This is a genomic window from Methylocaldum szegediense, from assembly GCF_949769195.1.
Taxonomy (GTDB): domain Bacteria; phylum Pseudomonadota; class Gammaproteobacteria; order Methylococcales; family Methylococcaceae; genus Methylocaldum; species Methylocaldum szegediense.
Genome location: NZ_OX458333.1, coordinates 582,370 through 608,465, shown reverse-complemented (window position 1 = coordinate 608,465; position 26,096 = coordinate 582,370). Strand labels below are relative to the sequence as shown.

General features: G+C 50.2%; 17 protein-coding genes and 1 pseudogene. 16 read left to right on the top strand and 2 right to left on the bottom strand.

The window, feature by feature from the left end; translation table 11 throughout:
• Positions 1-444 precede the first annotated feature (444 nt).
• Together QEN43_RS02675 and QEN43_RS02670 are read left to right on the top strand one after the other, a co-directional pair.
• On the top strand, positions 445-1,410 hold the full coding sequence (locus tag QEN43_RS02675; RefSeq protein WP_317963675.1) for an IS481 family transposase: 966 nt from the start codon (positions 445-447) through the stop codon (positions 1,408-1,410).
• Positions 1,400-4,522: a glycosyltransferase gene (locus QEN43_RS02670; protein WP_317963674.1), complete on the top strand. Its 3,123-nt coding sequence runs from the start codon at positions 1,400-1,402 to the stop codon at positions 4,520-4,522. Before QEN43_RS02675 ends, QEN43_RS02670 begins: the two co-directional genes overlap by 11 nt.
• Here QEN43_RS02670 and QEN43_RS02665 read toward each other — a convergent pair.
• Entirely contained in the window at positions 4,449-5,414 is a 966-nt protein-coding gene (locus tag QEN43_RS02665; protein WP_317963673.1) for an IS481 family transposase, read from the bottom strand. The two genes, QEN43_RS02670 and QEN43_RS02665, sit on opposite strands and share 74 nt — an antisense overlap.
• 116 nt (positions 5,415-5,530) lie before the next feature.
• On the opposite strand from QEN43_RS02665, the gene QEN43_RS02660 reads away from it, so the two are divergent.
• The 10 genes from QEN43_RS02660 (at position 5,531) to QEN43_RS02615 (ending at position 18,614) form a co-directional block, all read left to right on the top strand.
• Complete coding sequence (locus tag QEN43_RS02660) at positions 5,531-6,598, top strand: glycosyltransferase (protein ID WP_317963672.1); 1,068 nt, start codon at positions 5,531-5,533, stop codon at positions 6,596-6,598.
• Positions 6,599-6,926: 328 nt separating this feature from the next.
• Positions 6,927-7,178, top strand: a complete 252-nt coding sequence (locus QEN43_RS02655; RefSeq protein ID WP_317963671.1) for a hypothetical protein — start codon at positions 6,927-6,929, stop codon at positions 7,176-7,178.
• 570 nt (positions 7,179-7,748) lie between these two features.
• On the top strand, positions 7,749-12,986 hold the full coding sequence (locus QEN43_RS02650) for a glycosyltransferase (protein WP_317963670.1): 5,238 nt from the start codon (positions 7,749-7,751) through the stop codon (positions 12,984-12,986).
• A gap of 71 nt (positions 12,987-13,057) precedes the next feature.
• Entirely contained in the window at positions 13,058-13,804 is a 747-nt protein-coding gene (locus tag QEN43_RS02645) for a glycosyltransferase (RefSeq protein ID WP_317963669.1), read from the top strand.
• Positions 13,805-14,188: 384 nt separating this feature from the next.
• Positions 14,189-15,088 (top strand): glycosyltransferase domain-containing protein, encoded by a 900-nt coding sequence (locus QEN43_RS02640; RefSeq protein ID WP_317963668.1) that lies wholly within the window; start codon positions 14,189-14,191, stop codon positions 15,086-15,088.
• Positions 15,069-15,599 (top strand): helix-turn-helix domain-containing protein, encoded by a 531-nt coding sequence (locus QEN43_RS02635; protein WP_317963409.1) that lies wholly within the window; start codon positions 15,069-15,071, stop codon positions 15,597-15,599. Before QEN43_RS02640 ends, QEN43_RS02635 begins: the two co-directional genes overlap by 20 nt.
• The gene (locus tag QEN43_RS02630) at positions 15,523-15,996 is read left to right on the top strand and encodes a transposase family protein (protein ID WP_084161864.1); all 474 of its coding nucleotides are present in this window, start codon (positions 15,523-15,525) and stop codon (positions 15,994-15,996) included. The genes QEN43_RS02635 and QEN43_RS02630 overlap by 77 nt, the downstream gene beginning before the upstream one ends.
• Positions 15,997-16,034: 38 nt before the next feature.
• Positions 16,035-16,514, top strand: a complete 480-nt coding sequence (locus tag QEN43_RS02625; RefSeq protein ID WP_317963667.1) for a hypothetical protein — start codon at positions 16,035-16,037, stop codon at positions 16,512-16,514.
• A 691-nt stretch (positions 16,515-17,205) separates the two neighbouring features.
• Positions 17,206-17,439: a hypothetical protein gene (locus QEN43_RS02620; RefSeq protein ID WP_026610269.1), complete on the top strand. Its 234-nt coding sequence runs from the start codon at positions 17,206-17,208 to the stop codon at positions 17,437-17,439.
• A 42-nt stretch (positions 17,440-17,481) separates the two neighbouring features.
• Positions 17,482-18,614, top strand: a protein-coding gene (locus QEN43_RS02615) for an IS630 family transposase (protein ID WP_156912920.1) whose coding sequence is annotated in 2 segments (ribosomal slippage) — positions 17,482-17,923 and positions 17,923-18,614 — 1,134 coding nt in all. Because the reading frame shifts where the segments join, the coding sequence is not laid out codon by codon here.
• A 196-nt stretch (positions 18,615-18,810) separates the two neighbouring features.
• On the opposite strand, the gene QEN43_RS21635 is transcribed toward QEN43_RS02615, so the two are convergent.
• Positions 18,811-19,080, bottom strand: coding sequence for a transposase-like zinc-binding domain-containing protein (locus QEN43_RS21635; RefSeq protein ID WP_162144290.1), 270 nt, complete (start codon positions 19,078-19,080; stop codon positions 18,811-18,813).
• A 406-nt stretch (positions 19,081-19,486) separates the two neighbouring features.
• Between QEN43_RS21635 and QEN43_RS02610 the strand changes: the two genes are divergently transcribed.
• The 4 genes and pseudogenes from QEN43_RS02610 (at position 19,487) to QEN43_RS02595 (ending at position 26,065) form a co-directional block, all read left to right on the top strand.
• Entirely contained in the window at positions 19,487-20,143 is a 657-nt protein-coding gene (locus QEN43_RS02610; protein ID WP_156912719.1) for a methyltransferase domain-containing protein, read from the top strand.
• A 407-nt stretch (positions 20,144-20,550) separates the two neighbouring features.
• Positions 20,551-20,717: pseudogene (locus tag QEN43_RS02605) on the top strand (IS3 family transposase); the annotation flags it as partial.
• A 189-nt stretch (positions 20,718-20,906) separates the two neighbouring features.
• Positions 20,907-25,043, top strand: coding sequence for a glycosyltransferase (locus QEN43_RS02600; RefSeq protein ID WP_317963666.1), 4,137 nt, complete (start codon positions 20,907-20,909; stop codon positions 25,041-25,043).
• Positions 25,043-26,065, top strand: a complete 1,023-nt coding sequence (locus QEN43_RS02595; RefSeq protein ID WP_026610266.1) for a glycosyltransferase family 4 protein — start codon at positions 25,043-25,045, stop codon at positions 26,063-26,065. The genes QEN43_RS02600 and QEN43_RS02595 overlap by 1 nt, the downstream gene beginning before the upstream one ends.
• Positions 26,066-26,096 lie beyond the last annotated feature (31 nt).

Sequence of the window (26,096 nt, the reverse complement as noted above, 5' to 3'; positions counted from 1 at the left end):
CATGCGGCGTGGTACACAAATTGGCACAGTGTTAAAGCCAAATCCCACGTAGCAACGTTGGAGACGGGAATAATCAAGAAGTTTCCTGATTAGCGACGAAGGTTAGTTAGGTTCATATCGTGAGCCAGTCGGGGCGGCTGCATCTGTAAGAACCCTGGCGTATGCGCCCGTCTTCGCCATTTCGCGCTGACTCTCCGACGTCACAAAGGCCAATCCAACATTTCGCGCCGCCCTTTAGGATAAAGCGAGGCACCATGACCGCGTCTTGAATTACAAAAGCGTCACGTTATCAACCAATGGCGCTAGTTCAACCTCGTCGGGAATGAGGCGGCCATGTAGGTGTCACGTCCCGTATGATTATTTACCGAGAAGGAGTTATGCTCTGTTTGAAGCCCGGAGCCTTCTCCAGGAGATATTCGGTTCGTCCAAGTGAGGTTTCTCTCCATGCAGATTCGTCTTCATAAGAACGCCCGTACCACCCCGGCCGTTCGGCAGGCCATTCAAGCGTCCACGTTGAGCGAGCGCGCCTTGGCCCAAAAGCATGGCATTAGCCGAACGACCGTCCGCAAGTGGAAACACCGCTCCTCGGTCGAAGATGCCTCACACCGGCCCCACACCCTCAGAACCACGCTCACGCCCGCCCAGGAAGCCATCGTGGTCTACCTCCGCCAAGCTCTGCTCCTCCCCTTGGATGATCTCCTGGCCGTGACCCGGGAATTTCTCAATCCCGCCGTGTCCCGTTCCGGGCTAGACCGCTGCCTGCGCCGCCACGGGGTGGCGTCCCTCAAGACCCTGCTTCCGCCTACAGAGAAGGCGAAGGTCAAACCCTTCAAGGCCTATGAGCCCGGCTTCCTTCACCTGGATGTTAAGTACTTGCCCGCCATCGACGGCGAACCCCGCCGATACCTGTTCGTCGCCATCGACCGCGCCACCCGCTGGGTCTATGTCGCCCTCAAGCCCAACCGCTCCGCCTTAAGCGCAAAGGACTTCCTCAAAGCGGTGATTCAGGCCGCGCCTTTCCGCATCCAGAAATGCCTGACCGACAACGGCTCGGAGTTTACCGACCGTTTCCTGACCCGAACTCGGCAGCCCTCGGGGACGCATGAGTTTGACCGCCTCTGTACTGAACAAGGCATCGAACATCGCCTGATTCCGCCGGGACGGCCCCAAACGAATGGCCTGGTGGAACGATTCAACGGCCGCATCGAGGAGGTGTTGCAAACCCATCACTTCGATTCAACCGCCGATCTGGACACCACCTTGCACCGCTATGTCGAGCTGTACAATCATCACATTCCCCAAAAGGCCTTAGGCCATCTCACCCCAATTCAGACTCTCAAAAACTGGCAACTGTCCCATCCTCATCTTTTTCGAAAGAGGGTTTACAATCGTGCGGGACTTGACAATTAAGGAAAAGACCGATCATCTGAATCAGATCAAAAAAATCGAAGAAAAAATGGCTTGCGAGATTGAGCGTGTGAAAACCGATGCCGCAAAGCGGATATCCGACAAAGATGCCAAAATTCAAAAACGACTATCCGATAAGGACGCCGAAATCCAAAGATTGAAGGAGCGCGTTACATGGGCTGAAAACCGGGCGTTATGCCTGGAGCAGGAAAACAAGGCCATTCTGTCATCGACATCCTGGCGCTTGACTAAGCCGCTTAGAATCCTGTCAGGTTATATACCGACCCCTGTTCGTGGCCACTTAATCCGCCTCTTTCGAATTACCCAATTGGCCACGAACCCTATGGCATGGAAAGCTCGATTGAAACAGTGGCGTGTATACAAGGTTTTGCGCGCTTCCCCCTTGTTCGATGAGGCGTGGTATCTTTCCCAGTATCCCGACGTCGCCGCCGCAGGAATCGATCCAGTCCGGCACTATATCGTACATGGGGCAAACGAAGGCCGGAATCCTTCCGCGAGTTTCGAGACCCGTTTTTATCTCGACGCTTACCCAGACGTACGCAGAGCGCGCGTCAATCCCCTCTTCCACTATCTTACCGCTGGGCAGCAGGAAGGGCGTTTAGCATCCCGTCATGCCAAAACAAATAAATCACAAATCTTTACGGGATACTTTGATCAACTCACACCAGACCGTTTATCCGGTTGGGCGGTTGATCAGTCCAAACCAGGTGCGCCCGTCGAGCTAAGCCTGTTCATTGACGGAATTCATATTACTGATATTCAGACCTCTGAGCCAAGAAGCGATCTAACCATTAATGGCATTCAAGGGAATCGCGCGGGCTTCACACTGCGATACCCCCCTGACTTATTACATAACGGTGCGAACGTCGATCTACGCTTCAAGGCCACAGGTCAGTCTCTTCTAATGAGTCCACGTGTCGTAAAGAATTCAACTCATCAACCGCAGCGAGCAAATCTTTCGTGGCTGGATTTTCACCGCACAGGTCAAATCAATGATGTCAAAATCATTGTAACGATCTTCAACGCCTTTGAAGCAGTTAGCGAGTGCTTATTATCTTTAGAGCGCACAACAAGCCCCGACGTGGAGGTTGTCCTTATTGATGACTGCAGCACCGATACGAGGATCCGGGATCTCCTGTCTACATACGCAAATCGTTCTCGTTTCCGTATAGTGCGAAACTCAGAAAACATAGGTTATACGCGTTCAATTAATAAGGGTATCGAGCTTTGTGGACGGAGTGATGTTGTTCTACTCAATAGTGACACAGTAGTTACTGATCGCTGGCTCGAAAACTTACGCTACTGCGCCTACGCACATTCTAAAGTAGCAACCGTCACTCCGTTATCGGACAATGCCGGCGCCTTTTCTGCTCCAGAGATTGGAGTATTGAACCCTGTACCGGCGCATCTGGATGGTAGTTCATACGCCAGACTTATCACAGGAGCAGCAAAAGGACGTCTGCTGCCGGTGCCGACAGGCAATGGTTTTTGCATGTATATCCGTCGTGCTGCCTTTGATGAGTTGGGGGTATTTGATGAGCTCAAATATCCCAGGGGTTATGGCGAAGAAAACGATTTCTGCATGCGCGCACTTCGCAAGGGTTGGCAGAATCTCGTTTGTGATAAAGTCTATGTCTTCCATAAGAGGTCAAAGAGCTTCGGTAGGGAAAAAATTCACTTAATGGAAGCAGGTCGCTCACAACTTAATAAGGACTATCCAGATTACAGCTTCCTGACGCGGCGCTTTGTTGATCTTGAGTTTTCTTATGTTAGATCTCTCGCACGAGTCGCCGCAACCCGCGATCGGCTTAAACCTATATTACCACGAGCGATGTATGTCTTATCAACCCAAACTGGCGGCACGCCACAAACCAACATGGACTTGATGCGTGCCATGGAAGGATACTATCAATGCTTCTTACTTCGCTCAGACTCAAGACAAATAACATTATTTGAGCTTCGAGGCGACAAACTTGAAACCCTTGAGACCTATCAACTTTCTCGACCTATCGATCCAGTGACTCATCGCTCCGATGAATATGATAGAGTAGTACTGGATATGCTATACCGATACTCCATCGAGTTGTTGCATATCCGGCATATTGCTTGGCATAGCTTAGGTTTAGCCCGAGCCGCGAAATCCATCGGAATTCCGGTCGTATATTCGTTCCACGATTTTTATTCGCTCTGCCCTTCTCTTAATTTGTTGGATGAAAATCTCAAGTTCTGTGGTGGCATCTGCACTAGCGGTGACGGTACCTGTCAGATTGGCCTTTGGTCCCCAAACGATTTGCCACCGGTTAAACACCGTTTTGTGTTTCGCTGGAGAGAAATGTTCAGTGAGTTCATTGCAGATTGTGATCATTTGATCACCACTTCACAATCTGCCGCAGAACTGATTGTTCGTGCGTATCCAGACACGAGCAGTAAGCTTAGTATTATCCCGCACGGACGAGATTTCTCTAACTTCTACTCAGTGGCGTCTCTCCCCTTCTACGGAAATAAAATCAAAGTCCTTGTACCCGGTAACATATCCTTCTCCAAAGGTGCGTTACTAATTAAAGAGATTGCGGAGCTTGATGAAAATAAGCAACTTGAGTTCCACTTTCTCGGGCGTGTCTGGGATGGCCTTAGGGGAATCGGTGTACATCATGGCATGTATAGTCGGAATGATTTTAGCTCGATGGCAGCCAAGATTAGCCCGCAATTGGGCGTAATATTGTCTATTTGCCCTGAGACTTATTGCCATACGCTTACTGAAATGTGGGCTTGTGGAATTCCTGTGATCGGATTAAACATTGGCGCTGTTGGGGAGCGCATTAAAAAAACGGGCGCAGGTTGGCTACTAGATCACCGAGCCTCTGCGCGCGAAATTCTGTCAAAAATTCTTTCTGTCATTGAGGACGGAAGTGACTATAGAGAAAAACTTCAGGCAGTCCGTGACTGGCAAACATCGGAGGGAATTCAAAACAATACGGCTGCCATGGCACAGGAATATCGCAAGATTTATAAAAGAGTAGCTAATTGTTATGTCCCGAATGATTGTAAACCTTCTTGTGAAAAAGATGAGGATGGGACAGTTGCCAGTTTTTGAGAGCCTGGATCGGGGTGAGATGGCGTAAGGCCTTTTGGGGAATGTGATGATTGTACAGCTCGACATAGCGGTGCAGGGTGGTGTCCAGATCGGCGGTTGAATCGAAGTGATGGGTTTGCAACACCTCCTCGATGCGGCCATTGAAGCGTTCCACCAGGCCATTCGTTTGGGGCCGGCCCGGCGGAATCAGGCGATGTTCGATGCCTTGTTCAGTACAGAGGCGGTCAAACTCATGCGTCCCCGAGGGCTGCCGAGTTCGGGTCAGGAAACGGTCGGTAAACTCCGAGCCGTTGTCGGTCAGGCATTTCTGGATGCGGAAAGGCGCGGCCTGAATCACCGCTTTGAGGAAGTCCTTTGCGCTTAAGGCGGTGCGGTTGGGCTTGAGGGCGACATAGACCCAGCGGGTGGCGCGGTCGATGGCGACGAACAGGTATCGGCGGGGTTCGCCGTCGATGGCGGGCAAGTACTTAACATCCAGGTGAAGGAAGCCGGGCTCATAGGCCTTGAAGGGTTTGACCTTCGCCTTCTCTGTAGGCGGAAGCAGGGTCTTGAGGGACGCCACCCCGTGGCGGCGCAGGCAGCGGTCTAGCCCGGAACGGGACACGGCGGGATTGAGAAATTCCCGGGTCACGGCCAGGAGATCATCCAAGGGGAGGAGCAGAGCTTGGCGGAGGTAGACCACGATGGCTTCCTGGGCGGGCGTGAGCGTGGTTCTGAGGGTGTGGGGCCGGTGTGAGGCATCTTCGACCGAGGATCGGTGTTTCCACTTGCGGACGGTCGTTCGGCTAATGCCATGCTTTTGGGCCAAGGCGCGCTCGCTCAACGTGGACGCTTGAATGGCCTGCCGAACGGCCGGGGTGGTACGGGCGTTCTTATGAAGACGAATCTGCATGGAGAGAAACCTCACTTGGACGAACCGAATATCTCCTGGAGAAGGCTCCGGGCTTCGAACAGAGCATAACTCCTTCTCGGTAAATAATCATACGGGACGTGACAGCTAATACACGAATGCATGTACCAACTCTAGGTTTGCTTGTAAACCCCGAAAACGACTCCTTTCCTGCCACTACATATATCCGAATCTTTGGTCCACTTTCCAGAATCTCTAATAACCGAATAAATTTTCGAGTAGTCAGCGAAACATGGTTACTTTCAGGAGGAATAAACGCTATTGATGCCTTAGTGATTCAGAGGGATGCGGTATCGGCGGAAGTTTCTCATCTTCTAATTAAGAAAGTTAAGGACGCTCGATTAAAATATGCATATGAAATCGATGATTTGCTGTGGGAAATTCCTCCTAATCATCCTGAGTACGAAATTTATCAAGCTAAGAAAAGTTCTATTCTCGAACTGATGTCGCATGCAGATCTAATTGTTACATCGACGGCTTCGCTGGCAAACTTGGCCGCCGAGATTAACCCCTCTGTTTTTATAATTCCCAATGGGATCAACAAGCAATACTGGTTAAAACCAAATTCAGAAGCATGGTGTGAATCAGTTATCAGAGAGCAAGGCTTGGATCTGAAGTGCCGTCGCATCTTGTATATGGGTACGAAATCCCATAAAGAAGATCTCGAAATGATCGCACCTGCCTTGAGCTACGTTTTGGAGAAATACCCTGATATTGAGATCATTCAAATTGGTGGTGGATATCAATTACCAGGAGCTCGCTATCTTTCAGTCCCAAAAAGATATTGTGAATATCCTGACTTTGTTGCCTGGTTCAGGGCTATTGCAACTACTGCCACTATCGGTTTGGCTCCACTTAAGGATACACACTTTAATAACGCAAAGTCTGACATAAAAGCATTTGACTACGCTCTTGCCGGCGTGCCGACAATTTTTAGCAAAGTGCCTCCGTATACCGAATCTGTTGAGCATCTGAAAACGGGAATGCTTTGTGAAAACGACTTTGAATCATGGCAATCTTCCATAATTCAACTAATCACCGATAATGTTCTTCGACAACGGATTATTGATTGCGCATACAAGCGCGCTATAAATCGGCTAGAAAATGATTCCACCAGGCACGCTTGGGAGCGAGTCATCGATTCCCTCACGTCACGTACCGTGTAATGGTTTACCGAGAAGCGTGATGCTCTGTTTGAGGCCTAGACCTTTCTTCTGGAGATCTTTGGCTCTGCCAGTTAAGGTTCGTCATGGTGGAGATTTGCCTTCACACAAACGCCTGCATCACCCCCACCGTACCGTAGGAAACACGAGATTCCGAGTTGAGCGAGCGAGCCTTGGCCAAAAAGCATGGCATCAGCGAAACGACCGTCCGCAAGTGGAAACGCCGCCATTCTATCGAGGATGCCTCGCACCGGCCCCGCACCCTGCACACCACGCTTCAGCCTCCCAGAAAGGCATCGTCTTCCATCTCTGCTAGTCCCAGCACCTGCCCGTGGACGAGCTCCTAGCGGTGACGCGAGAATGTCTCAATCCCGCTGCGCCCTGTTCTGGGCTGGACCGCTGCCTGCGCCACTACGGGGTGACGTCCCTCAAGGCCCTGCTCCCGCCAGCGGAGAAGACCAAGGTCAAACTCTTCAAGGCCTATGAGCCCGGCTTCGTTCGCTTGGATGTCAAGTCCTGGTTCGCCATCGAGAGCGACACCTGCTTGGGTTTGTCGCCTTCGAGCACAACCGCGCCGCCCTGAGAGCGCCGAGGTCTTCCTCAAATTGGCGATTCATACCGCCCCTGTCTTAGCTAGACGTGCCTAACCGACGACCGCTAAGCGTTGACCGACCGTTTCCTGACCTGAACTCGGCAGCTCTCGGACGACGATGATTCCGACGGACTTCGAGCTAAGCAGACCATCGAACACCGCCCGATTCCGCCTCAACGGCCGTATGAGGTGGTCCTGCAAACCCATCGTTCGACTGCACAACCACCACAAAGCCTCAACGGACCTTGAGCCATCTCATCTCGGTTCAAGCCATGACAAAATGGCAAGCGCCGCATCGCCTACTGCCTATAAAATAGGACGAATCCTCAACGCTAGCATTCGTTGAATATCGCAATGTTTGCATTGATTTTCTGAATATAACGCGAATAGAAAAACAAAGGAGCTGGTTCAGGCTACCAACATACTTGTATTAGCCAGCCATTCACGCGACCTGATTTTACATACCTGCAATCGCGTCATTTGGCTCGACCATGGAAGGATTCGCATGGATGGTGATCCCATCGTCGTCACGAAAGCTTATTTCGGGAAATAATAACGCCTATGAATATGAACATTACAAAATCGGATATGAAAGCGGCTCAATTCGAGAAATTTCCTTCTCTAGAGGCGTTATTATGTGATGAGCTGGATCCTCTTTTCGCAAGACCGGATCTTCTCGACAAAACCAGCGCCTGGTTTGGTCACATCCCCTTCGCTCACTGGATAATCAGGGTTACGCGTCCGAGGATACTGGTCGAACTAGGAACGTACGCAGGAGTTTCTTACTCGGCCTTTTGTGCGGCGGTGATCAAGGAGAAAACTCAAACGCGATGCTATGCCGTGGATACGTGGATGGGCGATGAACACGCAGGTTGGTATGGCAACGAAATATTCGATGAACTAAAAAACTTCAACGACAAACGGTATGGCCATTTTTCCACCCTCCTGCGATGCACCTTCGATGAAGCGCTTGATCACTTTGCGGATAATAGCATCGATGTTCTCCACATCGATGGCTATCATACCTATGAAGCGGTAAGTCATGATTTTACATCCTGGCAGCCCAAGCTGTCTGACAGAGCGGTAGTACTATTTCACGATACCAACGAATACAGGAAAGACTTCGGCGTTTGGCGCTTTTGGGCGGAAATGCGCGAACGCTATCCGTCTTTCGAATTCCTTCATAGCCATGGCCTCGGCGTGCTTGCGGTCGGAGAAAACGCTCCCTCGGCAATTATCGAGCTGTGCAGTCTCGATGACGACGAAAAAATATCCACGGTCCGCAATCGTTTTCAGGCCTTTGGTTCGCTGTGGGCCACTGAAGCCAAAGCGATTAAGGAAAAGACCGATCATCTGAATCAGATCAAAAAAATCGAAGAAAAAATGGCTTGCGAGATTGAGCGTGTGAAAACCGATGCCGCAAAGCGGATATCCGACAAAGATGCCAAAATTCAAAAACGACTATCCGATAAGGACGCCGAAATCCAAAGATTGAAGGAGCGCGTTACATGGGCTGAAAACCGGGCGTTATGCCTGGAGCAGGAAAACAAGGCCATTCTGTCATCGACATCCTGGCGCTTGACTAAGCCGCTTAGAATCCTGTCAGGTTATATACCGACCCCTGTTCGTGGCCACTTAATCCGCCTCTTTCGAATTACCCAATTGGCCACGAACCCTATGGCATGGAAAGCTCGATTGAAACAGTGGCGTGTATACAAGGTTTTGCGCGCTTCCCCCTTGTTCGATGAGGCGTGGTATCTTTCCCAGTATCCCGACGTCGCCGCCGCAGGAATCGATCCAGTCCGGCACTATATCGTACATGGGGCAAACGAAGGCCGGAATCCTTCCGCGAGTTTCGAGACCCGTTTTTATCTCGACGCTTACCCAGACGTACGCAGAGCGCGCGTCAATCCCCTTTATCATTACATCATCGCAGGCCAACAAGAAGGGCGCTCGCCCCGGCGCTTTGGTCGCACCGTCTTGAACACGGCAAGAGCAAGAAAGTTTGAAACAAGATTTAGCAACGAAAAAATCGATTACTGTGAGTGGATCGCCGAAAACGACACGCTAAGCGACTATGACCGCACCCTAATCCGCTGGCACATTGAATCTTTCGAGTACAGGCCGACGTTTTCGATTCTGATGCCGGTGTATAACACGCCTAAAACATATTTGCGGCAGGCACTCGAATCCGTAAGCGGCCAGATTTATGAAAACTGGGAGCTCTGTGCCGTTGATGATGCGTCCACGTCGGCGGAAGTCCGTGGCCTGCTGGACGAATATGCCCGCAAGGATCGCAGGATTAAGCCGTATTTCCGGAACAAGAACGGCGGCGTCTCAGCCTGTACCAACACCGCCCTTGGTCTGGCGTCCGGTGATTGGATCGTCTTGATGGACCACGACGATGTGCTTTCAGAACACGCACTCTATCTCCTTGCCGAGGCGATTAACGGCGACCCCGACACGGCGATCGTTTATTCTGACGAGGATCGGATCGATACGGTGGGCCGTCGCTCCCACCATTATTTCAAACCTGACTGGGATTACGACCTGTTTCTAGGCCAGAACCTGATCAGTCGCCTTGCAGCCTACCGCACCGATCTGGCTCGCCAGGTCGGTGGCTTCCGTGAAGGATTCGAAGGATCCCACGATTGGGATTTCGCGTTCCGGATATTGGAGGCCGCTTCGGGTCCGAAAGTGCGGCACGTTCCCTTTATCCTGTGTCATAGACGCGAGACAGCCGACAAGTTTTCACGGGCTTCGCTCGATGCCGCCCAGCGCGCCGTTAACGAGCACTTCACGCGGACCGGCCAATCCGCCATGGCAAGTCCTCTCGGACATCTAAATCACCTACGTATCAGACGGAATCTGCCGGCGCAACGCCCCCTCGTCTCCATTGTGATCCCTACGAAGGATCAGTGCGGTCTACTACGAACCTGCATCGATGGCCTTGTCAACCGGACTGACTACCAACCGATTGAAATCATCATCGTGGATAACGGAAGCAGCGAACCGGACGCGCTTGCTTTCTTAGCCGAAATGAGGACGCGGGAAAACGTCAAGGTTGTGGACGATCCGGCGCCGTTCAATTTCTCCCGGCTGGTCAACCGAGGCGTCGCGGTCTCCTCCGGGGACGTCTGCGTGCTGCTGAACAATGACGTAGACGTGATCAATCCGGAGTGGCTGAGCGAAATGGTCGGTCATGCGCTGCGGCCCGAAGTGGGGGCCGTCGGAGCCAAGCTCTATTATGCCGACGATACCCTTCAGCATGGCGGCGTGATTCTGGGAATCTACAATGCGAGAGGATCTGTGGGAGGACACGTACATCGTACCGTCCCCCGGAATTCTCCGGGCTATGCGAACCGGCTCAATTTGACCCATTCCCTCTCCTGCGTGACCGGAGCGTGCATTGCTACACGTAGAGAGATTTACGACGCGGTCGGTGGCTTCAACGAGCAGGATCTCGCCGTCTCGTACAACGATGTGGACTTCTGCCTTCGGGTTCGGCAGGCGGGTTACAAGATCATCTGGACACCGCACGCGGAGCTTTACCATTATGAGAGTGTGTCACGCGGTGATCCGCTGGCCACGCCGAAAAAGGCTTCCAGGAATCATGCCGAGCGCGCCTATATGCGCCGGCAATGGGGCCCGATTCTGGACAACGATCCGTACTATAACCCGAATCTTTCCCTTGACTCGGCATCCTTTAAACTCGCCAACGCGCCGCGTGTCCGGAGGCCATGGGCAGACTTTGAGTTCACTCAAGACCGATGCATCACCGAGGAAGTGGCAGGAGCACTTTTGGCCGCTGCGGGCAGGAAGGTGGACCGCAGTGTTATTTATCGCTTATCTCACATCGATGCATACAAGGAGCAGATCTCTAGCTATCTTGCGGCACGCGCGGAAAACATCTCAGGGGGAAAAGACAAGAAGAAGATTGCGATCTATACCGCAATTGCCGGGGGTTACGATTCCATTAAATTGCCCGAGAAACTCGACCCACGCTTCGACTACGTGCTGTTCACGGATACCCCTGCGCCGGATACCGGCGTCTACAAAATAAGACCCATAACCTACTTTCACGAAGACGCAACCCGTACCGCCCGCTATATAAAAACCCATCCGCATGTATTACTCCAAGATTACGATTTGGCGATTTGGATTGACGCCAACATCATGATTCTAGGTGACATCTATCCCCTGATCGAGAATTTTCTAGCTTCGGGCAAGCCTGTCGGCGCCGTACCTCACCCGATGAGAAAATCCATTTATGAGGAGCGCTGGGCGTGTATTAAGCATGAGAGGGACGCCCAGGAAATCATGCATGAGCAAATAGCTCGTTATCGCAGCCAAGGATTCGCACATGATGATTTGATCGAAAGCAATCTGCTCATGTTCGACCTTAAGGATGAGCGCACCAGGAATTTTCTTGATACTTGGTGGGCCGAAATCGACCGCTATAGCAGACGCGATCAGCTGAGCATCAATTACGCACTCGCACTGACTGGGATCAGCTGGCACCCGTTGACGAGACGTCCCAACAGCCTCCGCAACCACCCTCATTTTGCGTTTGTGACGCATGGTACCGGCGACGATGTAGCGGGCGAACTGGTCTACGACCTCAAGGCGCCGTTCGCCGATCCTTATGCCGGCCCGTCGTATGCGGCTGTCCGAAACGAACGGATTGCCGCACAGAAGCATCGCCGGATCGACGTCGTCGTGTGCGTTCATAATGCGCTTGAAGAGGTCAAGCGCTGCCTTGAGTCCATTGCCAGGGCACGAAACAGCGAACAACAAAGGCTGATCCTTATCGATGACGGTTCCGATTACGCTACTGCCGAATACCTTAGAGCTTTTGCAGACCGTACCTCTTGGTGCGAGTTACACCGAAACGAGCGAGCTCAAGGCTATACGAAGGCGGCAAACCAGGGACTGGCGGCTTCGACCGGCGAACTTGTGATACTGCTCAATAGCGATACCATCGTCACCGACGGCTGGGCGGAAAAAATGGCCGACGCGGTGTTCTCGACACCAGGCGCCGGAATTGTTGGACCGATGTCGAACGCAGCCAGCCATCAATCCATTCCCGAGCACCGGGGTTCCAAGCAGCAAACGGCGATCAATGACCTTCCTCCAGGACTGACGGCCGATGACATGAATAGCTATTGCGAGCAGTGGACCACCGCGCACATATTGCCGTTTGTGCCGCTCGTCCATGGGTTTTGCTTTGGAGTAACCCGTGAAGTCATCAATAAGATCGGGCTCTTTGACGAAGAAAACTTTCCCAAAGGATACGGCGAGGAAAACGATTATTGTTTCCGCGCAACGGACGCCGGCTTTCAGCTCGTCATTGCGACACATACCTATGTGTTTCACGCTAAATCAAAAAGCTATACCGACGATGAACGAATACCGCTTATGACTGCGGCATCGGAGACTTTATCTCGCCTTCACGGTGTTCATCGAGTGCGACGAGCGGTCAAGACCATGGAAGAGAATCCGATCTTCGTGGGTTTGCGTCAACGCGCTCAGTTGTTGAAAGGCGATGCTCCGCGCATGGAGATCTTGCCCGTTCTCACCAGGAAAGGTCTACCGGTAGGTTCAGCTTATGTGCGTTTGCTACAACCCTTTTCTCAGAAAGAGCTGACTTCGAGACTGAACATCACGGTCAATATGTCTCACGGCCTGCCCATACCCGGCACTGCTAGAGCTGTGTACCTTCAGCGTGATATGGCAAAAATTAACTTAAATGAATTTCTCTCGTGGTCATTTAGATGGAAGGCTTCCGGGGAAAAATAATTTATGACCTAGACGATGATATGTTAGATGCTGAAGGCTTGGCTAAAAGGACTGGTCGGAACGAAAGGGACTTGATTGAAACGACGTCACGTATCATCGCTTTTATCAACCTTGCAGATTTGATTACCGTTTCCACCCCGGCGTTGCTGGACCGCGTGCACGAACTGTCCCCACGCGGTGAGCTAGTACTATTAGAAAACTGCTTGGACGCCGAACTATGGCAACTGAACTCCTCTCCACGTGCCAATGCGCGGAATAAGACGGACAGCGACCCGATACGCATCGGGTATATCGGCACCCCGACACACGACCAAGATCTCGAGATTGTGGTTGAAGCCATACAACGCATCGAACGCGACTTTGGCAAAAAGATAGAGGTCGAGGTGATCGGCGCGTTCGAAGGTAAAGAGCCCATGTTTGGGCGAAAAATACCGTTGCCGGAGAAAAACGCTTACCCGGATTTCGTTAACTGGTTAATCAAGAAGGTCAACTGGGACATTGGCATCATTCCGCTTCGTGATGATGTCTTCAACCGCAGCAAGAGCTATTTGAAATTCTTGGAATATTCCGCGCTACGATTAGCAATAATCTGTTCTGATGTTGACACGTATAGACCAGTCGGCCGCCACAGAGAAAATGCATTAATGGTGGCTAACGATACCGAATCCTGGTACAAGGCCTTGCGCGAAATGATAGTCGACCGGCAGTTGCGTGAAAGGCTCGCGTCTGAAGCCCATCGCATGGTATGCGAACGTTACACGATCACCGCGAACATTGATCGCTATTACAAGTTGCTGGATCGGATTCTTGCTAAATAATCTTTCGAAGATGCCAGGTGCCGACGATGTCCGACAGACGGACCGAAAATATGGAATGAACTCATTGAAAACGCATAACAGTCCCAATAAGACAACCTTCCAATCCTTAGGTCAATCAAAGCATTAAACGTAAACCAGATTTTATTATCCTCCCTTTTTATTGTTTAATACTGAGAATGCTACGCCTAAAGTCACCTAAGAGAGTCGTTTATACAATGCTTATTCGGTAACTATGAGACCTTAAATGAACAACATTGTGAAAATAAGAAGAATATAAAATTTATTTGCTTCACCGATAGAGATGATCTTACGTCGGCTACATGGGACATACGACGCATCGACACAATTGCGATTGGTAGTACCCGTGAAAGCCGTCGTCTCAAGTTGTTACCTCATTTATATTTATCAGACTATGATGAATCGCTTTATATTGATAATCGTATTGTATTAAAGAAAGATCCATCTTCGTTGTTTGACGAATTTTTACCCAGAGGCGGTCCCGGGTTTGTTTGTCTAAGGCATCCATGGCGCAATTGCATTTTCGATGAAGCAGAAGTGATAATTAAGAACGCGATGGACGACGAAAGTCGCGTTCGCGAGCAAATGGACGTCTATCGCAATGCAGGCTTCCCTCCTGGATCTGGATTGATTGCTGGAGGATTTATTCTACGCAGGCACAATCAAGCTGATGTTAAAAGAGTCAGCGAAATATGGTTCAACCATATCCTCAGATATTCGAAAAGAGATCAATTATCGTTTAACTTCATCGCATGGAGAGAAAACTTTTCGTACAAGGCAATTGACTTAAAGCTAAATTCAAATCCTCTGTTTGACTGGCCGGTCGGAGAACGACGAATTCCTTATGACTTTAACGCCCAAGAGTATCTTTGGTTAAATCCAGATGTAGCAAGAGCGTGTATTGATCCGCATGAACATATGTTTAAGTTCGGATACAACGAAAAAAGACGTTACAAATATCGAAATACTCTTGTTCTCGACAAATTAGCAAATAAATATCGCACTGATAAGGGTAGCTTATACTATAATAGACATTTTTATACAAGAATTTATGAATATTATTTATCGCCCCTCCGCCGCGAGGAATTCACTCTTTTAGAGATCGGACTCCTTAGACACGATGTGCAAAAAGCGTCAGAAGGCAAATCCTTCGATGACACGCCATCATTAGAGTTGTACCTGATGCTAATGCATGGTATTGATAGCCCACTTGTTTCTCAAACAAATCCGAATATAAAAACCTTCCGTGATCTACGACAAATTTAGCCAAATAACCGATGACCGTATCGTGGCATCGTTGATTGGAATGCCCAAGGCGAAGTTCACAGCCCTCGTCAAAGTATTCGAGTCGGCCGCTCTCGCCATCGATCGAGAGCGTGTCGAAAAGGGCGAGATAAAACACGTCAAACAGGGCGGCCCTAAAGGTTATCTTGATTCTTACGAGAAAAAGCTGTTTTTCGTTTTGTACTATTTGAAAACCTATCCCACTTTTGACGTTCTGGGCTTTCATTTCGGTTTTAGTGGCGGACATGCCCATGCCCATATCGACCGGTTGCTGCCGGTTTTAGTGCGAGCGTTGACAAGCCTCAACGTCATGCCGGAGCGCACACTAACAACCCCAGAAGAATTCTCTCAACTCATTGATCAATATAAGAACATAGTGATCGATGGCGTAGAGGTCGCTTGCGTTCGACCCCAAGATGAAACTGAACAGGAAAAGCATTACAGCGGAAAAAAAAAGACATACGCTCAAATCCCTCGTAATCTCCGACTTTAATCGAAGGATATTGTTTTTGTGCTGCATTGTGGCAGGCAGCGTACATGACTACACACTCATGAAAGACGTCTTCACACCGGGTTCAGCGTGGTTCGAGAAGGTCAATTTATGGCTTGACTTAGGATTTCTGGGCGCGGACAAAGATTATCAAAGTACCCAAATATATCTACCCCACAAGAAACCCAGAAAATCCAAGAAAAACCCTAATCCGACATTGACGCCTGAGCAGAAGAAACAGAACAGAAAACAAGCCGCCACGCGGGTCATCGTTGAGCATGCCATCGGTGGCATGAAGTTCTTCCACTGCTTGATGCATCGGATTAGAAATCATCTGGGTCACTTCGTGGATTATTTTTTCTCACTTTCCGCCGGTCTTTGGAACTACAAAATCTGTTGATTTACAATTGTTTAGCATCAGAAACAACTCTATTATATATGTGGGATGACTATTTCGAACGCGCTCAAATACACGGAATCGATATTGCCGATTTTTCGCAAGCTGTGCGCGGTAAAATTACATTTACCCAGGCAGATCAATCGAATCTTGACGATCTCACAAGAGCCGTACAGCGCTGCAATCATGAAATAAGGGTAATCATTGACGATGCAAGCCACGCGTCACACCACCAACAAATATCTCTTGCCTTCTTATTTAAACACCTGGCGCGTGGTGGAATTTATTTCATCGAAGATTTGGGCTATCAACCACCCCACCTTGAGAAAAAAGACGCGCTAAAAACCAGAGACTTTCTTTATGCTCTCCAAAAAAAGGAGCCATGTCACTCACCATTCATTTCTGATGAAGATGTGAAATATCTCGTTGACGAGATAGCAGAAATCCGCTTCTTTGATTCAATGGACTATATGGGCGGGCCTAATAGCGCAGATGCCCTGGCCGTCATCCGAAAGCGCTAACCTAGTGAACAAATCGATAATATCGAATGAAGGCAATAGGAAACTACCTACGCCCAACATTTCGACAGAGTGTGTTCGGTCAGTAGCGAGTCCGAGCGAGTTACGCCATTGCTTCCAACAACCAAAGAGTGTGACGCGATCGCTCCCCAAAAGGGATGGCTTCGACCTAGAAAAAGGGTTATACCTTTGGTGGAACACACGTTTTTCTTTCCGGCAAAAAGCGAACCGGACCCGTATCGTCGTTGACTATGATCATTTGATCGACGATCCGGCTAGCGAGTTGACGAGAATAAGCCAGGCTTTAGGTCTAACTTTCAATCTCGAAGGTCCCGAATTCGCGGAGTACCAAGCCCAGGTCGTTGGAGATACTTGCCACCACACTCGATACCGGGAGGACGATTTGAAGTTGGACAAGGCTGGACCGGCGACTGCAAGGACGCTCTACACTGCTTTTCTGGGACTCTCGACAGATGGATAACACGCGGTAGATGATCTGCGGTTGCGTGACATCACTTTTGGAAAAAGTCAGCCAACAAATACGTGAAAACTGTGCACCTTTTGAGTATTAGCAAGCTCGTCATGTCAGCGCTCCTGTGTTTGCTTGTGATCTATCAGAGCACAACGCCCGGATCGCGAGTCTCAACCCAACCTTGACCGAACGCATTAATCAGCTCGCCTGCCTGAGTCAACCATGACCGAACGTAACAAACAGATCACCGAACTCAGCCGGGCCGAGGCAGAACGAGAGCGCCAATTGTCGGAGGTTTATCGCTCGCGCAGTTGGATAGTTACAGCGCCTCTTCGCTGGAGTCATAAGCTGTTGGCGTATGCGCTTGATCACATCAAATTTTCGCGAAGAAACCGGTTTGTTCCTTTACGTGGGCTAGTACTGCATCAATCGTCGATTGCCGATTCCAAGGAATGACGGTCCGGCGCTTCTGGCCGGATCCTTGGTTAGGAGACGAAGATGGCGAAAAAATATCGGGTGACGCTGACCTGTGAGGAGCGGCGCGAACTGGAAGGGTTGGTCAACAAGGGCAAGAGCGAAGCGCGAAAACTGGCCCATGCCCGGATTTTGTTACAGGCCGATGAAGCCGAGGGCGGGCCTTGCCGCACCGATGACGAAATTGCTCGGGCGTTAAACGTCCACGTTCGTACGGTGGAACGGGTGCGGCAGCGGTTCGTGGAACAAGGTCTGCCGGCGGCCTTGGTGCCCAAGCCGAGCGAACGCGTGTATCTCCGGCGGCTGGATGGTGCCCAGGAAGCCCGGCTGATCGCGCTGGCTTGTTCGCCGCCGCCGGAGGGCAAGTCGCGCTGGACCTTGCGGCTCTTGGCTGAGCGTCTGGTCGAGCTGGAAATGGCTGAGACCGTCTCGTACGAAACGGTCCGGCGCGTGCTGAAAAAAACGAACTCAAACCGCACCTCTGCAAGCGGTGGGTCATTCCGCCGAAAGCCTCGGCCGAGTTTGTTGCGGCCATGGAGGATGTCCTAGAAGTTTATCAGCGGCCGTACCGGAGCGAACGGCCGGTCGTCTGTTTGGACGAGACCTTTATCCAGCTGATCGGCGAGGTCCGAGAACCGCTGCCGAGGGAGCCGGGGCGGGTGGCACGTTATGACAGCGTCTATGTGCGGAACGGGGTGGCGAGTGTGTTCTTGGCCTTCGAGCCGCTGGCCGGGTGGCGTGACGTTCAGGTCACCGATGGCCGGACCCGTCAGGACTTTGCCCAGGTTGTGCGAACCCTGCTGGAGGGGCGCTATCGGGAGGCAGATAAAATCGTGTTGGTGATGGATCAGCTAAACACCCATTCGACGGCGCGCCTCTATGAAGCTTTTGCGCCGGAGGAGGCTCGACGGCTCGCCGAGCGGCTGGAGATTCACCACACGCCGAAGCACGGGAGCTGGCTGGACATGGCGGAAATTGAACTCAGCGCTTTGGCCCGCGATTTGCCGGAGCGGATCGGCGAACGGGCCGACCGGGTCCGGCATGTCGCCGCCTGGGCGCAGCGCCGTAACCAAACCCAAGTGAAAGCCAACTGGCAATTCACCACGGCCGACGCGCGGATCAAACTCCGTAAGCTTTACCCCACGTTTGACGGGTGACGGAGCACTAGAGCCATTAGAGAACAGGCGATGGCGTGCGCTCGATGAAAATCCACAATTCGACGTGCAACCGGGCCGTTTCGGGTTAAGCCGCGGATGGTACCGAGTTGAAATTGAAGGCCAAGGTTTCCAGCAGCCGAAACTTTATCTGGACCGCGGGAACAGCGACTACAACAACAGCGAACGTTCAGAGGCGTCAGGCTTTGGACTTTTTTTGAGCCACTTGGCGACCACCGTGGCGGGCGCGACGCCAAAGGTCCGTTGGAGCCCCCACAAACTGCTGCGCTCCTGATAGGCACGCAGAATCTGTTCGCGCTCGGCTTGAGAAAATAGCTACATAGCTACGGGGCGCGGGATTTTGACGACATTGCCGATCACAGGTGCGGCACAGAAAGCGTTGTTTCCCGTTCGGTGCGCGACGGTTTCGGACGATCCATTCACTTCCGCAGTGCTGACAGACAAGCATTTGAACCACCATCGCTGAGACCTCTGAAGCATGGATTTACTTCAGACTTCATCATTCCCGAGTTGTTCACTACCCGGGCCCCGAACAAAGTATTACGTCTTCTCGGTAAACGATTATAAAGGATCTTTACAATGTATCTCAGTTTAAACAGAACAATCAATCCATGCAGAAACGCGTGCAACTTGACCTCTTTTTGTATATTCTAAATATAAAAATAAACGATAGTGACCATACTGCCGAATCTTGTATAAACGGCGAAAAATGGGGAATAAGGAAGAACGCAGATTTTTGATCATGTTCCGTTTACAAGTGTTTCTCTCATATTGATAGGCTTTATCATCTAAAGATGCGAAATTAAGGGGTGAGAATGAGGTGCAATATATGTGGTTGTTATGAGTTTTTGGATATGAACTCAAGAAAATCCGTACGCTGCAAAAAATGCGGGTCATTGGAGCGTACTAGGTTACTTTGGTTATACCTTCAGCGTCTTGAAATAAGCAAGAATACGAGAATTTTGCATTTAGCTCCTGAAAGAGGTTTATACGACCGCATAAAAACCTTAACAGACAAGAGCAATTATGTCGTAGCGGATATAAATCCAAAAGCTTACTCTTTCGCGCCAGAGTGCAAAAAAATTGATCTCTGCGACTTAGAGGATTGGCCTTCGTTTGAATTCGATTTAATCATTCATTCTCATGTTCTCGAGCATGTTCCATGTAATATTGCTTATACGCTATTTCATTTACATAGAATGTTAAGCAACAATGGAACTCATTTATGCATTATTCCCTTTATGCCTGGAAAATATGATGAATGTTTTCAAGATATAGGCGATCATGAGCGTATAAGGCGATTTGGACAAAATGATCATGTGCGTAGGTTTGGGTCTGATGACATTCACGCTCATCTTGGAAAATTACTCAAGCTCCCGTCAAAGTTCGACGCCACCGAAGATTTTTCACCAAAGACTTTGATTGAAGCAAACATTCCAGAAAATCATTGGCGAGGGTTTCATATCGGAACAGTGTTATCACTAAAACGACAAGATATGGTATTGCTTTAAAGCACTTCAAAAATACAGTAAGATTAAGTCTCACGTTATATGAAATCTGTCCTGGCAATCGAACTTTTCTGAGCTATTTCCTATATCGCCGCCCTGGTCTCTATATTTATCTCGAATGCCGACGCCACGGTTGAGTGCTTTTTGGAAGAAAGGTATCTCCACGTAGTTTTCGATCGCTTTATTGATCTGTCCAAACAGCCCTCTCTTGCTACGATTCGATGGATACCCCATCGTTCAGAGCTAAACCTTTGAAGGTGTTCCGCGAGTTGAAAAGAAAAACAGAAACTGCCAGCGGTATACGGCGGAATTTGAACAACACGTGGTGAAGCGAGTGCTGTCCGGACGTGCCGTTGCAGCGGTGGCACAGCATTAGGGGTGAGCGATAGTCTGATTGACAACGGACTGGCGCGCCCAGCCAGAAATGGATTTCCGACATAACCTATTTGTGGGAGCGTGAGGGCTCGCTGTACTTGGCGGCGGTGCCGTGTATTCCCGTGCAGAAGTGGGATGGTCCACCGAAGAGCGGATGACCCGTGAGCGGCTGATTCAGGCCTTGACCCTGGCTCTTTTGCAACATCGCCCGTAATTGGATTTTATCGCGCACTCCGACTGGAAGGCCGCTATTTCATTGATGATTCGTTCTCCTTTTGAAAGGAATCGGGGCCGGTCCTAACAAACCTATGTTGTCAATGTCTCATCGAGTAAGCTTCGTCCAGAGAGGTGACAGGGCTTTCGTTTGAGCCCATGTCTCGCGAGGTAATAAATGGATAAGAAAACGCTCCAAGAACTATACGCGACACATCGGGGTAAAGTATCGGATAAATGGTCTAACTTTCTTTCCGCATACGATCGACTTTTTGCTGACTATCGGGATAAGCCTATTCGCTTGCTTGAGATAGGCATTCAAAATGGCGGCTCGCTTGAGTTATGGTCCAAGTATTTTTCTCAAGCTGAAAAACTTGTGGGTTGTGATATTAATCACGATTGCAGCAAGCTCCTGTACGACGACGTGCGAATTTCGGTAATCATTGGCGATGCAAATACAGATGACACGCAAAAAAGGATTCAAAAGGAGTCAGATCGTTTCGATATCATTATTGGTGACGGATCGCATCAGTCCTCTGATATAGTCAAAACGTTCTGTCGCTATTTTCCATGCCTCGAAGACGGAGGTGTTTTTGTTGCAGAAGACCTTCACTGCAGCTATTGGCAACAATTCGAAGGTGGGCTGTTCCACCCATTTTCTTCCGTCAGCTTCTTCAAACTATTGATCGACATAATAAATCAAGAACACTGGGGCATCGATAGAAGTTGCAGTGCATTACTTGTCGGCTTCCGTGAGAAATATGGGCTAGGTCTTGACGACGACGTACTCGCGCAGATTCACTCGGTTGAATTTAGCAATTCGCTCTGTGTTGTGCGAAAGCAAAACGTGGAGTTCAATCGGCTAGGGCATCGGGTCATTGCTGGACAAACCGAACTCGTTACTTCCGGACATCTGCAATTGAACGGGACATTAGTACCGTCTGTTCCACAGGAACACAACTTCTGGACTGTGCGACCCGCAACCCCTGCCGAAGAATTGCAGCAACGACTTGAAGAAATCGCTAGCCTTAACCACGCGATAGCCGAGTGCAATGCCCAGATCGCGAGTCTCAACCAAGCCCTGACCGAACGTGATATTCAAATCGCCAGCCTGAGGCAAACCGTGGCAGACCGAGATCGTGAATTGTCGGAGGTTTATCGCTCGCGCAGTTGGATAGTTACAGCGCCTCTTCGCTGGAGTCATAAGCTGTTGGCGTATACGCTTGATCACATCAAATTTTCGCGAAGAAACCGGTTTGTTCCTTTACGTGGGCTAGAGCCATTAGAGAACAGGCGATGGCGTGCGCTCGATGAAGATCCACAATTCGACGTGCAACCGGGCCGTTTCGGGTTAAGCCGCGGATGGTACCGAGTTGAAATTGAAGGCCAAGGTTTCCAGCAGCCGAAACTTTATCTGGACCGCGGGAACAGCGACTACAACAACAGCGAATGTCACCCGCTCGTATTACGCAATGGGCATTTCGAGGCTAGCTTCAAGCTCAACAAACCGGTCTCTCGAGTGAGATTCGATCCAAGAGAGATTCCGGGAGAATTCAGCTTAAGAAAAATAATAATCAAGCGCAGGTGGATATTCGCTATTCTTGCCGAGAAGGCGATTACAAACTATAGACGGGACCGCCAACGGGGAATGTCTCCGATTGGAGTTGTGGCCCATTATTTGGCATTAATCAGGCAGCTCGGACCTAGGCAGCTTGTCACCAAGCTCAAGCACTTGCCGGCAACATCCACTCCGGTCATCGAAGAAGACGTCGAACTGACCTACGAGCAGTGGATCGATCGCATCGAGAAAGCATATTTCACAAGTCTGGAGGAAAAGAAACCTGCGCCTGAGGAAACACCGGCACATGTTTTCTTTGTATTTGTAACATCACAATCGGCTTCCTGGTTACCATCATTACTGCACTCGATAACAACGCAGAAAGTCGCTTCTTGGCGAGCCACGATATTTTGTGAGAACGTCGAGCCTAAACACTTTCAGGCGCTTGCAAGCGAAGATGAAAGGATACGGTTTGAATCGTTTGGTTCGGATGAAATAAGATCGGAGATTTCTCGTCTGGAAAACGAAATAGTAACACTCATTTCACCGGGTTCAATCCTATCACCATACTACTTGCTCGCTCTAAATGAGAAGTTATCAGGACCTTCGGAAAGACCGTATATTGTATACGCGGATAACGATCTCCTGGATTCTCAAGGCTCGCGCTGCGATCCAAATTTCAAACCCGATTGGAGTCCAGATTATTTCCTCGAATACGACTATATCGACAGGGTGGTCTCTGTCTCGAAATCCGTATTGGCAACCAGCAAGATATATGCTTGCCCAGACGCGGAGCTGATGGCCTGGTGGATTCTCCTTCAGCAGGCTGTCGGTAAACTCTGCGCCCATGTGTTGCACATTCCGTTTGTATTGTTTCACCGCGAAAAGAACATAGACGAGTTTTATAAGTTAGAGCGCCGACTGCAACTGCTGAACGAGGAGCTGAAATCATTCCAAGCGTCGGCAGTAACCGGGAAATACAACGCCACCTTTCGGATAAAGTACAGTCCACCCGATGATGAACCCCGCGTAACCATCATTATTCCTACCCGCGATAGAGTCGATCTGCTGGAACGCTGTATTTCAACATTATTGGAAAATACGCGGTATTCTAACTATGAGTTAGTGGTCGTGGACAATCAATCACGCAAGAAACGAACGAAAAAATATCTAAAAAAGATCGGAGAGCATAATAAGGTTCGAATACTTCAATACAACCACTCATTCAACTTTTCCGCCATTAATAATTTCGCTGTTGAGCAGACAGTGTCGGATTTTCTATGTTTTCTTAATAATGACACGGAGATTATCGATTCAGATTGGCTCAAGGAAATGGTCTCGCTAGCAAAACAGCCTGGCACTGGCTGCGTCGGCGTTAAACTACTTTATCCAAATGGGAACGTGCAGCATGCAGGTGTGCTTATCGGAAAGGGTGGTGTAGCCGGACACATATTCCGTGGCAAAGATCCAGAGGCAACCGGTTACCAAAATCGGCTGGTCACGGTACAGAATTACAGTGCTGTCACCGCCGCGTGCCTATTAACCCCGCGAGAGCTATTTGTGAAGCTTGGCGGTTTTAACGAGCGGCACCTCGCTGTTGCTTTCAATGATGTGGACTATTGTCTCCGAGTGAGAGAAGCAGGCCTCAAAGTCTGCTGGACACCCCATGTGCGGTTGGTGCACCGCGAATCCGAGTCACGAGGCGATGACGCGGATCGAATCGAAGCGTTTGCTCAAGAAATCCGTTTCATGAAGGTCCGGTGGCATCGTTGGATCATGAACGACCCGGCTTACAACATCAACCTTGGGTTATCTGATGCCGAATTTCGACCGTCGACCAGGTGGCTACGTCGAGAAAAGAAACGCCCAGGAAGAGAATCGCCGAACCCGGCTCGTGAACCGTACGCGTTTGAATCCAGCATAGACCGTGCAAGGCAAGTGCTCGCAGGGGGGCGTTCGTTCGACACGTCAAAACACTTTGGACCGGGACTTTCTGTAGTTGTCCTCACGCTTGAAAAGCCTGAGTTAATCGGGCCGTTGTTGGACGCATTGGTTGAGGCACGGCAAGTTCTGAAACGGAATTTTGGGTTTGAAATGGAGATCATAGTCGGGGATACCGGCTCGAAGCTCGAAGACGTACGATCTATCTATGCTCGACACGAAAGAAACATTCGCCTCGAAAATGGCATGCGATATCACTTTTCTCGATGCAATAACGACCTCTTCGCACGCTATGTCAATTACAACAAGGTACTATTTCTAAACAACGACATCGTCTTTTCAGACCCGTCAGCACAAATACTCGAGATGTGTCGTGTATTGGACCGGGAACCGACAACCGGCGTTGTTGGAACACGACTGGTGTATCCGGATGGTAGGCTTCAGCATGGCGGCATCGATCTATTCAAAGATGGGGAACTGAAAGGGCTTTGCTATCACCCCGGTCATGGACAGGAAATCAAAAGCGTTTTGCCTCTAGGTGAGACTCAAGAGTTTCCGGCCGTCACCGGTGCTTGCTTACTGATTCGCTCCTCCCTATTCCGGGAATGTGGCGGTTTCGATGAACGCTACAGCACAGAAGCGCAAGACGTTGACTTATGTCTGAAAGCTAAGCGTCTGGGTTGGAATACGAAGTTGGTTCACGTGGGAAAAGTTATTCATATCGAGAATGCCACCCGCCCAAAAGGGGAAGAAAATCATCAGGATCGAGCCCGATTTGTGAGAAAGTGGAGTAGATTCTGCGAGGTGGCTTTCTGATGCGTGTTTTGTTCCTCGCAGCCCGGATGAGTATGGGATACGGGGTTACCGTTGTCGTCGATGAGCTCTCGAAGCGCCTTGTTCTGGACGGAATAGACGTAGACATTGGTTGCCTTGAGGCAGACGATCATTATAACCGTTATCCTAACGTCTTCCAGCTTGATCCCGATCCAGACATCTTAATGCGCCATATTGATCCTCGTTCGGTAACCCACGTAGTGGCCCATACGTCTCCCTACTTCGAGGTGCTTCCCGAATTCAGGGGACGGGTAAGGTGCTGGGTTTGGGAACACGGTGATCCCAGTCCCGAGTTGTTCCCATCCGAGTATGGGGAACGGGAAAGAGTCATCGATAACAAGCGCCGTAATGTTTACCCTTTGGTGGACAGGGTTATCGCAATCTCCGAGTTCGTACGAGAAGACATCGGTTGGCCTATGGCGGACGTCGTTTTGAATGGCGCGGATCATGTCCCTTTGCGGCAGCCGACCTGTACCAAAAAGGGCCCGCTTAGGGTTGGAACATTGATGCGACTCGGAATCGGTGAACGTTTCTACAAAGGTGGCGACGTATTCATTCAACTCGCACGGAATCTGCGCGATAAACACAACATTGTATTCTCGATGATGGGAAAGGGTACCGAGGCGGATGCAAAGGACTTTCGGGACGCGGGGATATTGGTGCATCTTAATGGTACGAACGAAGAACGATCGTCGTATTTGCAAAATTTGGATGTTTTTATTTCGCCAAGCTTGTGGGAGGGATTTAACCTGCCGTTGGTGGAGGCGCAGATGTCTGGAGTGTTATCAATAGCGTTCGACGTCGGCGCTCATCCTGAAGTCACGCCGTTTGTTGTATCGGATCTGACTGAGCTCCGCTCGTTGTTGTTAGCTCTCGATTCTGATCGAGACATGTTGTTGCGTTACGCGATCAAGGCGCAAGAATTCTGTAGAAGTAGATTTCGCTGGTCTGAGGCTGTTGCCAAGACCAAACGACTGTTGCTAGCAGATCTCTCACGCCAGTAATTTCGGTCAAGAAGCTCACCCTCCAGCGTTT

What these genes read in the sequence shown, in the direction of transcription:
- QEN43_RS02675 (WP_317963675.1), top strand. Translation starts at nt 445, where the DNA reads ATGCAGATTCGTCTTCATAAGAACGCCCGTACCACCCCGGCCGTTCGG.
- QEN43_RS02665 (WP_317963673.1), bottom strand. Translation starts at nt 5,414, where the DNA reads ATGCAGATTCGTCTTCATAAGAACGCCCGTACCACCCCGGCCGTTCGG.
- QEN43_RS02660 (WP_317963672.1), top strand. Translation starts at nt 5,531, where the DNA reads ATGCATGTACCAACTCTAGGTTTGCTTGTAAACCCCGAAAACGACTCC.
- QEN43_RS02650 (WP_317963670.1), top strand. Translation starts at nt 7,749, where the DNA reads ATGAATATGAACATTACAAAATCGGATATGAAAGCGGCTCAATTCGAG.
- QEN43_RS02630 (WP_084161864.1), top strand. Translation starts at nt 15,523, where the DNA reads ATGAAACTGAACAGGAAAAGCATTACAGCGGAAAAAAAAAGACATACG.
- QEN43_RS02625 (WP_317963667.1), top strand. Translation starts at nt 16,035, where the DNA reads ATGTGGGATGACTATTTCGAACGCGCTCAAATACACGGAATCGATATT.
- QEN43_RS02620 (WP_026610269.1), top strand. Translation starts at nt 17,206, where the DNA reads ATGACCGAACGTAACAAACAGATCACCGAACTCAGCCGGGCCGAGGCA.
- QEN43_RS21635 (WP_162144290.1), bottom strand. Translation starts at nt 19,080, where the DNA reads ATGCTTGTCTGTCAGCACTGCGGAAGTGAATGGATCGTCCGAAACCGT.
- QEN43_RS02610 (WP_156912719.1), top strand. Translation starts at nt 19,487, where the DNA reads ATGAACTCAAGAAAATCCGTACGCTGCAAAAAATGCGGGTCATTGGAG.
- QEN43_RS02600 (WP_317963666.1), top strand. Translation starts at nt 20,907, where the DNA reads ATGGATAAGAAAACGCTCCAAGAACTATACGCGACACATCGGGGTAAA.
- QEN43_RS02595 (WP_026610266.1), top strand. Translation starts at nt 25,043, where the DNA reads ATGCGTGTTTTGTTCCTCGCAGCCCGGATGAGTATGGGATACGGGGTT.